The organism is Niveibacterium sp. (genome assembly GCF_041909475.1).
Classification (GTDB): Bacteria; Pseudomonadota; Gammaproteobacteria; order Burkholderiales; family Rhodocyclaceae; genus Niveibacterium.
Genome location: NZ_JAYRDJ010000021.1, coordinates 44,121 through 55,699, shown reverse-complemented (window position 1 = coordinate 55,699; position 11,579 = coordinate 44,121). Strand labels below are relative to the sequence as shown.

General features: G+C 66.1%; 12 protein-coding genes. 6 read left to right on the top strand and 6 right to left on the bottom strand.

Features of this window, described 5'->3' with window-relative positions; translation table 11 throughout:
• Positions 1 to 263: 263 nt before the first annotated feature.
• The gene (locus tag ACE3P0_RS14360; RefSeq protein ID WP_374403378.1) at positions 264 to 1,070 is read left to right on the top strand and encodes a mechanosensitive ion channel family protein; all 807 of its coding nucleotides are present in this window, start codon (positions 264 to 266) and stop codon (positions 1,068 to 1,070) included.
• Positions 1,071 to 1,116: 46 nt separating this feature from the next.
• Here ACE3P0_RS14360 and ACE3P0_RS14355 read toward each other — a convergent pair whose 3' ends face one another.
• On the bottom strand, positions 1,117 to 2,457 hold the full coding sequence (locus ACE3P0_RS14355) for an AmpG family muropeptide MFS transporter (protein ID WP_374403377.1): 1,341 nt from the start codon (positions 2,455 to 2,457) through the stop codon (positions 1,117 to 1,119).
• 304 nt (positions 2,458 to 2,761) lie between these two features.
• Between ACE3P0_RS14355 and ACE3P0_RS14350 the strand changes: the two genes are divergently transcribed.
• The 3 genes from ACE3P0_RS14350 to ACE3P0_RS14340 all read left to right on the top strand — a co-directional run bounded on the left by ACE3P0_RS14350 (position 2,762) and on the right by ACE3P0_RS14340 (position 5,830).
• Positions 2,762 to 4,804 carry a ribonucleoside triphosphate reductase gene (locus ACE3P0_RS14350; protein ID WP_374403376.1) on the top strand — a complete coding sequence of 681 codons (2,043 nt, stop codon included), beginning with the start codon at positions 2,762 to 2,764 and terminating at the stop codon, positions 4,802 to 4,804.
• Positions 4,805 to 4,841: 37 nt separating this feature from the next.
• Complete coding sequence (gene nrdD / locus ACE3P0_RS14345) at positions 4,842 to 5,033, top strand: anaerobic ribonucleoside-triphosphate reductase (protein WP_183636134.1); 192 nt, start codon at positions 4,842 to 4,844, stop codon at positions 5,031 to 5,033.
• 68 nt (positions 5,034 to 5,101) lie between these two features.
• Complete coding sequence (locus ACE3P0_RS14340; protein WP_374403375.1) at positions 5,102 to 5,830, top strand: anaerobic ribonucleoside-triphosphate reductase activating protein; 729 nt, start codon at positions 5,102 to 5,104, stop codon at positions 5,828 to 5,830.
• Between the two features lie 51 nt (positions 5,831 to 5,881).
• Here the strand turns inward: ACE3P0_RS14340 and ACE3P0_RS14335 are convergent, their stop codons facing one another.
• Both ACE3P0_RS14335 and ACE3P0_RS14330 read right to left on the bottom strand, forming a co-directional pair.
• On the bottom strand, positions 5,882 to 7,306 hold the full coding sequence (locus ACE3P0_RS14335) for a carbonic anhydrase (RefSeq protein ID WP_374403374.1): 1,425 nt from the start codon (positions 7,304 to 7,306) through the stop codon (positions 5,882 to 5,884).
• 78 nt (positions 7,307 to 7,384) lie between these two features.
• Entirely contained in the window at positions 7,385 to 8,248 is an 864-nt protein-coding gene (locus tag ACE3P0_RS14330) for a DMT family transporter (protein WP_374403373.1), read from the bottom strand.
• A gap of 73 nt (positions 8,249 to 8,321) precedes the next feature.
• Between ACE3P0_RS14330 and ACE3P0_RS14325 the strand changes: the two genes are divergently transcribed.
• On the top strand, positions 8,322 to 9,011 hold the full coding sequence (locus ACE3P0_RS14325) for a Crp/Fnr family transcriptional regulator (RefSeq protein WP_374403370.1): 690 nt from the start codon (positions 8,322 to 8,324) through the stop codon (positions 9,009 to 9,011).
• Here the strand turns inward: ACE3P0_RS14325 and ACE3P0_RS14320 are convergent.
• The 3 genes from ACE3P0_RS14320 to ACE3P0_RS14310 are packed head-to-tail and all read right to left on the bottom strand — an operon-like array spanning position 8,999 to position 10,956.
• Positions 8,999 to 10,276, bottom strand: coding sequence for a hypothetical protein (locus tag ACE3P0_RS14320; RefSeq protein WP_374403369.1), 1,278 nt, complete (start codon positions 10,274 to 10,276; stop codon positions 8,999 to 9,001). The two genes, ACE3P0_RS14325 and ACE3P0_RS14320, sit on opposite strands and share 13 nt — an antisense overlap.
• A 6-nt stretch (positions 10,277 to 10,282) precedes the next feature.
• The gene (locus tag ACE3P0_RS14315) at positions 10,283 to 10,504 is read right to left on the bottom strand and encodes a DUF2249 domain-containing protein (RefSeq protein WP_374403367.1); all 222 of its coding nucleotides are present in this window, start codon (positions 10,502 to 10,504) and stop codon (positions 10,283 to 10,285) included.
• Positions 10,501 to 10,956: a hemerythrin domain-containing protein gene (locus tag ACE3P0_RS14310; protein ID WP_374403366.1), complete on the bottom strand. Its 456-nt coding sequence runs from the start codon at positions 10,954 to 10,956 to the stop codon at positions 10,501 to 10,503. Before ACE3P0_RS14310 ends, ACE3P0_RS14315 begins: the two co-directional genes overlap by 4 nt.
• Before the next feature lie 188 nt (positions 10,957 to 11,144).
• On the opposite strand from ACE3P0_RS14310, the gene ACE3P0_RS14305 reads away from it, so the two are divergent.
• On the top strand, positions 11,145 to 11,570 hold the full coding sequence (locus ACE3P0_RS14305) for a cytochrome c (RefSeq protein WP_172203302.1): 426 nt from the start codon (positions 11,145 to 11,147) through the stop codon (positions 11,568 to 11,570).
• Positions 11,571 to 11,579: the final 9 nt, after the last annotated feature.

Sequence of the window (11,579 nt, the reverse complement as noted above, 5' to 3'; positions counted from 1 at the left end):
GACCGATAAACCTCAACCCCCCCCCCCCCCCCCGGATGGCTCAATGCCCCGTAGTGATCGTCGCGCACCCTGCCCACGCGACCCCGCCACACCCTTGTTTAACGTCCGCCCGCCGGCGGACTGTAGCGCCATGCGCCCAAACCTGCCCAAGCCGCGGGGTACGACAGGCCTGCACAGCCCCCGGAACCAGGACTATGCTTACCAGGCAGCCGGCCCCGTTCGGCCGCTTGGCGCCGTACCCCACCGCAACCCAGGAGCACAGGATGAACTTCCAGAACATCATCGATACCGTGAGCACCCAGCTCACGACCTTTGGCCTCAAGATTCTCGGCGCAGTCGCAGTCTGGATCATCGGCCGCTGGCTGATCGGCCTCGCGGTGCGCGGCATCTCGGCCGCGATGACCCGCCAGCACGTCGACCCGACGCTGTTGCGCTACATCGGCAACATCGTCAGCGTGGCGCTGAATATCGTGCTGGTGGTGGCAATCCTCGGCTACTTCGGTGTCGAGACGACCTCCTTCGCAGCCCTGGTCGCGGCCATGGGCATCGCGATCGGTGCCGCCTGGGCCGGGCTGCTCGCCAACTTCGCGGCGGGCGCCTTCCTCGTCGTGCTGCGCCCCTTCAAGGTGGGCGACTATGTGAAAGTCGGGGGGATCGAGGGCACCGTGATGGAGGTCGGCCTCTTCGCCTCCGCGATCAATACGCCCGACAACGTGCTGACGATTGTTGGCAACAACAAGATCTTTGGCGACACGATCCAGAACTTCTCGACCAACCCGTATCGCCGCGTCGAGCGCACCGCGCAGCTCAACCACGCCGTCGATGTAAACGACGCGATCACACGCCTGAAAGCCGCGCTCGCCAACATCCCCAACGTCGTCAAGGAACCGACACCGACCGTCGAAGTGCTGGACTTCACGCCGATGGGCCCGGTGCTGGCGGTGCGGCCGTTCTGCCACACCGACCACTACTGGCAAGTGTACTTCGACACCAACAAGGCGATCCGCGATACCTGCGGCGCCGCGGGCTACCCGGTGCCGGAACAGCACTTTCACGTTCGCCAGGGCTGATCGCGCCCTCGAAACAAAACGGCGGCCCGCGGGCCGCCGTTTTCAATCAAGCGCGGCCCGCTTCGGGCTGCGATTCCCGCCAAGGCGCGACTCGAAGCAGCAGCCACATGCCGGGCAGTGCCAACGCAAAGCACAAAGCGAAAAACCCGACCCAGCCGAGCTGCTCCACCAACACGCCGGCAAAGGCGTTGATCACCGTTCGCGGCACCGCCATCAGACTGGTGAACAGCGCGAACTGCGTTGCCGCGTAGGCGGGGTTGGTGGTGCGGGCGATGAACGCGACGAAGGCGGTGGTGCCCAAGCCAACGCCAAAGGCCTCGGCGCCGATCACCAGCCCCAGTTGCAGCACATGCACCCCCGCAGGGTGCTGCCACAGCATGGGCGACGAGAAATCCGGCTGCGACAGTAGCGCCGCAATGTCGCCCGGGCCCGGGCCAAGCCATGCGAGCCAGGCGAAACCGAGAATCGCAACCGCCTGCGCCACACCGAACACCCACAGCGCGCGGTTGATGCCAAGCCGGATCATCCATACGCCGCCGAGCAGCCCTCCCGCCACGCTGCACCACAGGCCCGCGTTCTTCGCGACGATGCCGATATCCGTCTTGGTGAAGCCCATCTCCAGATAGAACGGCGTCGCGAGCGCCGTGGCGAGTGAGTCGCCAAGCTTGTAGAAGAAGATGAAACCCAGCACCAGTACCGCGCTGCGCCAGCCATGCCGCTGCATGAAGTCATGGAAGGGTTCGACCACGGCGTCGCGCAAGGTCCGCGGGGCGGAGCGCGCCGCTGCCGGTTCGCTCACCACGAGCGAAAGCAATGCGCCGGGGATCAGGAAGGCGGCGGTGATCGCGAAGACCTCGAACCACGGCAGATGGTCGGCCAGGAACAGCGACAGCGAGCCAGGCACAAGGCCGGCGATCTTGTAGGCGTTGACGAACACCGCGTTGCCGAAGCCCAGTTCCGACTCGGCCAGCAGCTCGCGACGGTAGGCATCGATCGCGATGTCCTGCGTCGCGGACAGGAAGGCGACCAGCGCCGCCAACGCGACGACCGCCGTCAGATTCGCCACCGGATTGAGCGAACCTAGCGCCACGACTGCGCCGATCAAGGCGAGCTGCGACAGCAACATCCAGCCGCGTCGCCGGCCCAGACCCGGCACGCCGAAGCGGTCGGCGAATGGCGCCCAGAGGAATTTCCAGGTGTAGGGGAACTGAACCAGCGCAAAGGCGCCGATGGCCTTCAGCGAAAGCCCTTCTGTCTTCAGCCACGCGGGCACCAGATTGAAGAGCAGGAACAGCGGCAGACCGGAACTGAAGCCGAGCACGATGCAGATCAGCATCTTGCGGGTCAGCAGGGTCTTCCAGATCGACGGAGCGGGCGAGGTATCCATGAACGAATTAGAGCATGGCGCGCACGCGATGCTGGTGTGTGCAAGTGAATCGCGGCCAGGGTCGGGCAGCACCCGCGCGGGAGGGGCCTCTGCCCGCCTCAACGACCGCCGCAGATCACGGACGCCCCACCACCTCATGCGCACCGCATGCAACCGTATGACGTCGCCCCGCAAGCCGGGAAAACGCGCCGATTGACCGCCATCAAGTGCTGACGTCATTTCGGGCGACGACGGGTTTCCTCCTCGACGCATACGACCTATAGTGCGACACACCGCAAAACAACACTATAGGTAGTGCATCAACATGAGCACCCTGTTACCCGCATCGCAGCCGCTTCTCGGCGCATTGCCGGCGCAAGTCCTCAAGCGCGACGGGCGGACGCTACCCTTCGACGTCGCGAAAATCCGCAAAGCCATCGTTGCCGCCGGCGCCGCATCGGGCGAATTCGAGGCCGGCGAAGCAGCGCGGCTGACGGCCACCGTGGGCAAGGTGATCGCGCATCGCTTCCATGGTGAGACGCCGACGATCGAAGCGATCCAGGACATCGTCGAGCAGGTGCTGGTGGCGGCGGATTGGTTCGCCACGGCGCGCGCCTACATCGTCTACCGCGAGCAACGCGCCAAGCTGCGCACCGACCGCCGTGCAGTGGTGGACGCAATCGGTTCGATCAACGAATACCTGTCGCAAAGCGACTGGCGGGTGCGCGCCAACGCCAACCAGGGCTACTCGCTGGGCGGGCTGATCCTCAATGTCTCGGGCAAGGTGATCGCCAACTACTGGCTCAACCATGTCTATCCGCCCGAAGTCGGCGAAGCGCACAAGCAGGGCGATGTGCACATCCACGATCTGGACATGCTGGCCGGCTACTGCGCGGGCTGGTCGCTGCGCACGCTGCTGCAGGAAGGGCTCAACGGCGTGCCGGGCAAGGTCGAATCGACGCCGCCCAAACACCTGCGCAGCGCGGTGGGGCAGATCGTGAACTTCTTCGGCACGCTGCAGAACGAATGGGCCGGCGCGCAGGCCTTCAGTTCCTTCGACACCTACCTCGCCGCCTATGTGCGCCGCGACGCGCTGGGCTACGACGAAGTGCGCCAGTCGATGCAGGAGCTGGTCTATAACCTCAACGTGCCCTCGCGCTGGGGCACGCAGACGCCCTTCACGAACCTGACTTTCGATTGGGTCTGCCCGGACGACCTGAAGGAGCAGATTCCCTACATTGCCGGCGAGGAGATGCCCTTCGCCTACGGCGATCTGCAGGCCGAGATGGACCTGATCAACCGCGCCTTCATCGACGTGATGATGGAAGGCGACGCGAAGGGCCGCGCCTTCACCTTCCCGATACCGACCTACAACATCACGCCGGAATTCGACTGGGATCACGCCAACTGCGTGCCGCTGTTCGAGATGACGGCCAAATACGGCCTGCCCTATTTCCAGAACTTCGTGAACAGCGAGCTGAAGCCGAACATGGTGCGTTCGATGTGCTGCCGCCTGCAGCTCGATCTGCGCGAACTCCTGAAACGTGGCAACGGGCTTTTTGGCTCGGCCGAACAGACCGGCTCGCTCGGCGTAGTGACGATCAACTGCGCACGCTTGGGCTACCTGCACCGCGGCGACGAAGCGGCGCTTTTCGCACGCGTCGACGAATTGGTCGAACTCGCGCGCACCAGCCTCGAGATCAAGCGCAAGGTGATCCAGCGCCACATGGACGACGGCCTCTTCCCCTACACCCGCCGCTATCTGGGCACGCTGCGCAATCACTTCTCGACCATCGGCATCAATGGCGTGAACGAGATGATCCGCAACTTCAGCGACAACGCCGAGGACATCACCACGCCGGCGGGCGAAGCGCTGGCCTTGAAACTGCTCGACCACCTGCGCACACGCATGAGCCAGATCCAGGAAGAGACCGGGCACCTCTACAACCTGGAAGCGACGCCCGCCGAGGGCACGACCTACCGCTTCGCTAAGGAGGATCGCAAGCGCTGGCCCGAGATCCTGCAGGCCGGCACCGAGGACCACCCGTACTACACCAACTCGACGCAGCTGCCGGTCGGCTTTACCGGCGACCCCTTCGAAGCACTGGAGCGCCAGGAGGCGATGCAGTCGAAGTACACCGGCGGCACCGTGCTGCACCTGTATCTGGGCGAACGCATCGACTCCGCCGAGGCCTGCAAACAACTGGTGCGCCGCTCTCTCGAACGCTTCCGCGTGCCCTACATCACCATCTCGCCGACCTTCTCGATCTGCCCCAAGCACGGCTACATCGCCGGCGAACACAAGTTCTGCCCCAAGTGCGATGACGAGCTGCTGGCGAAGAAGCGCGTCGCGTCGGCGATGCACTGAAACACACCGTCTTGAGCCCACACCCGAGGAGCGACCGATGATTCATGAAACCCGTACCGAACGTTTTGCCAGCCACCCCGAACTCGATGACAGCGAGCGCCAGCCCTGTGAGATCTGGACACGCGTGATGGGCTATCACCGCCCGGTCGCGTCCTTCAACCGCGGCAAGCAGGGCGAGTTCTACGAGCGCCAGTACTTCCGCGAAACGGCCTGCTGCGGCAAGGTCTGAGCGATACGCCGATGCGGGCGGCCAACTAGACTCTGGCCCCCGCTCCGCGGCAGGCGCATCCGAAACCGATGACTTCGCACGACGACCTCCCCCGCCCGCCCTGGCAGCAAAGTATCCAGGTCGGCGGTTTCAATCCGTTTTCCACCGTCGATTGGCCCGGCAAGCTCGCGGCCGTGGTGTTCCTGCGCGGCTGCCCGTGGCGCTGCGGCTACTGTCACAACCCGGAACTACAGACGCGCACCGGCCCCGCGCCAATCGCGTGGGACGACGTTGAGGCCCAGCTCGTGCGTCGGCGCGGTTTCATCGACGGCGTGGTGTTCTCGGGCGGCGAACCCACCGCAGACCGTGCGCTGCCGGACGCCATTGCGCGGGTTCGGCAGCTCGGCCTCGCGGTGGGGCTGCACACCGGCGGCGCCTACCCGGAACGGCTGCAAGCCTTGCTTCCGCTGCTCGACTGGGTGGGCTTCGATCTGAAGACCGACCCCGGCGAATACCAAACGGTTACTGGCGTCTCGGGCAGCGGCAGTCGTGCCTGGGCTTCAGCCAGCGCCGTCGCCACATCCGAGGTTGCGCACGAATTCCGGCTCACCTATCACGGCGCGCTGGTGTCACCAGCCGCAGCCCAGCGCGTAGCGCAGCTCAGCGCGCACCTCGGCGTTGAGAACTTCGCGCTGCAGGCCTTCCGCGCCGAGGGCTGCGAGCAAGCGTGGTTGGCGCGCGACGCTGCCCTGCCAGACGAGCTGGTCGCTCGTATTGCGCCGCTGTTTCCCCACTTCAATCTGCGCAGCGCCAGCTAACGCCGCGAAAAAAAGCCCGCACTCGCGGGCTTATTTCGGTGGCAGCGCGCCTCAGCGCGATTCCTTGATGATGCGATCGCCCGCCTGTTGAATCGGCCGCGCGTTGTTGCGGTAGAAGCGCGAGAAGATCGCGATCTGCTCCGGCGACACCTGCACCGGTTGCTTCATCACCATCCACAGCACGCCTTCGGTGCAGGGTGGCGTCGTCAATGAACCCATGTAGGTGATGTAGCCGCGGTCGACCGGCAGCAGATCCGCCGGGTTGATCGCCACGGCAGGCTGGTAGGACTCGTTCTTTTCCAGCGGCAGGTTGTTCCACAGCGTCTGGATCACCGGATGCGCAGTGCCGCGATCGAGCAGCACCGCGATCACCGCAAGCTTGCCGTCCAGATCCTTGTGCACCAGATGCACCACCATGTCGAAGGCGCGGCCGTCGATCCGCTCCTCCGCCGGGCGGTGGAAGTGGAACTGCTGCAGCTCGTAGGTCTTGCCCATCACCGTGATGTTGAGCCCTGGCCCGACGGTGACCTGGATCGTGTGGCCGTTGTCGACGATGCGGAAATAACTCGGCTTGTAGTCGACCTTGATCGGTTCGAGATCAACCTTGATGCCGTCGCGGACATCGATCGGCGACTGGCGGGCGCCGCTCGCACAGGTTGCGAATTCGGGCTTCATGCGGCCCCAGTTCTGCGGCCCGGTCTCGCCCTCGTAGCTCCAGTGCGCATGCGGATTCATCGCCGGCGCCGCCATCTGAACCGGTGGCGCGTCATGGCTTGCTGGCGGTGGTGCCGGGCGCCGCGGCGGCGGGCGGTAGTAGCGTGGCGCCATCGTTGGCGGAGGCGGCGGTGCCGCCTCGGCGTGCGCCGGCTCGGCCGCTTTCGGTGCCGGCTTGGGCGGCAACTGGATCAGCGGCTTGCCGCCGGTGATTGGTTTTTCTGCGGGCGGTTCGGGATGCGCTTCTTCCTTCACCATCTGCAGGTCGGCATGTTGCACCGGCGCGCTCGGCGCAGTGATCCGGGGCGCCGGCGCCATCTGGCTGCGCGCACGCGCTTCCGCCGCTTCGGCGATTTTGGCCAGTTGCTGCAGGGATGCCGGTTTGCAGACTTCCTTGAAGAAGCGGTCGTCCAGCGTGCCGGGCTGGATCGCGATCGGTTTCTGCGTCGCGGCCGGCTCTTCGCGGATCGTCAGGCCCGCACGGTCGAGATACACCCGCTTGACGGTAAGGAAGGTCTGGCTGCGGCAGTCGTAGCGGTTGAGCGCCTTGATCGTCTTGTAGCCGGCCGCTTCCACCTCTTCATCGGTGAGCACCACCCGGCCCCAGGCCACCTTGGTGCCGGCGTCCGAATCCAGCACGCTGGCGCGATCGAGATCGACGCTGCGCCCCTTTTCGCGCGCAACATGCAGCCAGTCCGCCGCCAGCGCGCTCGATGTCGCGGCAAGGCCCAGCAGTGACAGGCAGAAAACAGCGATACGCATGGTGCGACTCCGGCAAACCCTCTACCGGTATTTTCGGCCGCGCCGGCCAATGCTTGAGCGGGATCGCCGCCGCACGCGCTATTCGCGTACCACCAGCACGCCCGCCACGAGGATCAGTGCGCCGCCAACCAGCGTGCCGGGCCCCAGCGGCTGGCCGAGAAAAGCCACGCCGGCCAACGCCGTAACAACCGGTTCGAAGGTCGACAAGGTCGCCGCGCGGGTCGGGCCAAGGCGGCGCAAGCCGGCGAGAAAGCTGCTGACACCGAGCACGGTGGACACCAGCGCCAGCGCGACGACGCCCGCCCAGCCCTGCACTGTGTGCGGCCAGCGCAAACCTTCCGGCAGCGTCAGCAGCGCCATCGCGAGGCAGGCTGCACTGCTGACCACCGCGGCCTGTGCCAGCGCTGGCACGCCATGCGGCACGCGTCGCCCGGCCAGCGTGTAGAGCGCGTACATCAGGCCGGAAGCCACGCCAAGCGCTACGCCCAAGGGCTTCGCGCCGCTCGCGTAGCCGATCGTCAGCGCGCAGCCGCACAGCGCACAGCTCAGCGCGAGCAGGCGGCGGCGATCCGGCCGTTCGCCGTGCAGCAGCCAGGCCAGCACGGTGACGAAAGCCGGGTACAAGTACAGCAGCAGCGCCACTACCACCGCAGGCGCCAGCGTCAGCGCGGTGAAGTAGCACAGCGCAAGTCCGGCATAGCCCAGCGCCCCCATGCCGGCCAGCACCCACAAGGCGCGCCCGCGCGGCACGCCGAGGCCACGCGCGGCGACGATGCCCCACAGGATCAGCGCCGCCAGCGCAAAACGCAGCGTCAGCAAGTCCGCCGGGCGCAGGCCCTCGCGCCAGCCGTACGCGCTGAACAAGGGCATCAGACCGAAACACGCCGCGGCGAGCAGGATCAACAGCACGCCGCCGAAGCGGTCGCGGGTGGGCGATGACATCGAGAAAGCTTCCTGTTTTCGGTGAGGTGGTGCGCTAGTATTCTGCCTTTCCCGCACCGTGATCCCAATTCACATGGAAACCCGTCGCAAGGCCGATATCAACGGACTGCTTTCCCGCCTGCCGCTGTTCGCCCAGGTCGAACCGGAAACCATTGCCACGCTGGCCGCCAACACCGTGGAAGTGAGGCTGGAGAAAGGCAAGCTGCTGTTCCAGCAGGGGGATGCCGCCGATGGCTTCTATGTGGTCGTCTACGGCCAGGTGAAGCTGGGCTTCGCGGCGCAATCCGGCCACGAGAAGGTGATCGAGATCCTCGGCCCGCAGCAGAGCTTTGGCGAAGCGGTGATGTTCATGGGCCGGCCCTACCCGGTATTCGCGCAAGCCTTGTCCGACACGCTGCTGCTGCACATTCCGGGCGACCCGATCTTCTCGCTGATCGAGCGCAACGGCAGCTTCGCGCGCCGCATGCTCGCCGGCCTTTCGATGCGGCTGCACACGCTGGTGCAGGACGTCGAATCCTACTCGCTGCGTTCATCCACCCAGCGGCTGATCGGCTACCTGCTGCGCAACGCGGACGAAGCGGACGGCAACACCGCCGAGATCGATCTGGAAACCAGCAAGCAGGTGCTCGCCTCGCGTCTGAACCTGACGCCCGAGACCTTCTCGCGCATCCTGCACGCGCTGTCCGAATCGAAGCTGATCTCGGTAAACGGCAAGCACATCACGATTCATGACGTCGCAAAGCTCAACGCTTACGAAGGCTGAGCAGCCGCCTTCGCGCGCTTGAGGCGGGTACGGCGGAAGGCCAGCGCAAAGCCCCAGACGTTGCCGGCAAAGCTCAACTGCGCCAGCAACAGGCAGGCCCCGGCAATGCGCGCCAACGCAGGCCACAGCACCGCCACCCCAAGCGCACACACCGCGGCGAGCTGCAGGTAGGCCTGCCAGCGCAAGCGGCGCTCGCCCGGCGGTGCCTCAAGCCTCGCACCCAGCCCGAGCGCGGCAAGATGCAGCGTCGCGAGGAAGGGCAGGATCTTCAACAGCATCGCGCCGATTACGCCGCTGAACACACCGATCGCCAGCACCACCCCGAGCGCCATCGCCGCGCGCTCCGACAGCCAGCCGTCGCCGCCGAACAAGGCCACCGCAAGCAACAGCGCGGCGATCACCAGCGCCGCCATCGCACTGCGCCAGCCGCTGCCGGCGGCATCGCTACGGGTACGGCGCCGCTGCTGGAACAACCGCAGCGTCAGCAGGGCAAAACCCAGCGCGAACGCGGCAATGCCGAGCCCGAGCCATCGCGCCAGATCGATGGCACCGACCAGCGCCGCCGCGCTGATCGTGCCCAGCAGCACCGGCAGTGCTGCAGCCGCCAGTGACAGCGCCGTGACCGGATACGGTGGCGTGATGTAGAACATCGGCACCACCAGCACCGCGACGCCGGCCACCAGCGGCAAGGCCCAGCCCGCCAGTGCCCACAGCGCATGCAGATTGACCAGCGTGACGAAGTGCGAGCCGGCGCCGTGTTCGAGCTGGTGTGCGAGGGCAAAGCCGAGCGCGATGGCCATCGCGAGCCCCGCCACCGCCACGCGCATCAGGCGGCGCGCAGGGTCGCGTGCGGTAGCGCGCAGCAGCCCGGGCGCAATCGCGACGACGAACACGCCGCACGCCGCCGCCAGCAGCGCGGCACCGATGCCGGTGAGGTGACGGCCGGGCAACATGAAACCGGTGATCAGCAGCACCGCGCCGATCACGCTGGCCGGGTGCACCACCGCGGCGAGCAGGCGCGGCCGCGGCACCATGCTGCCGGCCGCCACCGGCAGCACCTGGAACAGCGCGCCGAGCATCGCCTGCAACATCAACCCTGCCGTGAAGCAATGCAGCGCCGCCACCGCGTGCGGGTGCCAGCGGCTGGCGAGCACCGTGTCGGGGTGGATCAGCAGCAGCAGCGCGCCGGCAATGCCGAACAGCGGCGCTCCGACGAAGAAGCGCAGCGGTACCGACAGCGGCGGTGCGTCGCGCACTTCCAGCATGGTGGCTCAGGCGTGGCGAATGTGGATCGACACCGTGCCGTCTTCACCAAACTCGGTGCGGTGAGTGAATCCGTTCTGCTTGAGGATGCCGTACAGCGGCACCGGTTCGCGGTAGAGCAGCAGCACCGCCTCTTCGCCTCGCGGCAGCGTGTCGAGCGCTTCGAGGATCAGGTGCAGGGGTTGCGGCGGTTCAAGGCCGCGTGCGTCGACGATGCGAGGGGCGTTCATTGTGGAATCTCCGGCGTTCCAAGGCGGGCGATCGCATCGGCCACGACTTGCGGATGGGCGCTGAGCACCTGGTCGCACATCGGGTAGAGGATCTGCTCCTCCTTCATGTTGTGGGCTTGCATGATCGAGAACAGCGTGTCGGCAAGGCTGCCCGCCTCGTCGAAATCGCCCGCCATGATCAGGCGACGTACATCCTCGCACAGCCCGAGCATCTCGCCATGCTCGCTGCGCATCACCGCGCTGGGGCCGGCCGACATGCCGGTGGCGGCCTCGAAGGCCGGAAAGATCACGTCCTCTTCGGCGCGAAAGTGTGCATCGAGCAGCAGATGGAAGCGCGCGAAGGCGTCCGCGGCCTGAGTTTGTGCGCGCTGCGCAATCGCCTGCTCGGCACGAGCGAAGACGTCGTCGCAAGCACGGTGGTCCGCCGCAAAATGTTCGATCACGCTCGCCATGACAAGGTCCTTTCAGTCGTGGCGCCCAGTGTCGCGGCGCGGCACCGTCGGCGGCCTTGACTCGCATCAACGCCGCGGCCGCCGCGGCAACGCGGGTGGCCGCTTGATTGCAATCAATGTCGCCGACCGACCCGGATCACGAGAATGCGCCCACCTTGCAAGCTGCATCCACAAAGGGGAGACGCACCATGAGCGGAGGACTATCGACCTCGATGGCGCGGAACGTTTTCTACGGCGGAACGGCGTTCTTCGCCTTCCTGTTCATTGCCTTGACCGTAGATACCAACCGCACATTGCCCAAGCGCGATAACAGCGCAAACATCACGCCGGCCGTCGCGCATGGCAAGAAACTCTGGGAGACCAACAACTGCATCGGCTGCCACAGCCTGCTTGGCGAGGGCGCCTACTTCGCGCCGGAACTGGGCAACGTCTACAAGCGTCGTGGCCCCGAGTTCATCAAGGCCTGGATCAAGGGCCAGCCGACCGGTGCGCCGGGCCGGCGCCAGATGCCGAACTTCCATCTGTCCGACAAGGACCTCGACGACATGGTCGAATTCCTCAAGTACAGCTCTGAAATCAACACGGCGAAGTGGCCGCCGAACATCGAAGGTTGAGGAGAGCGC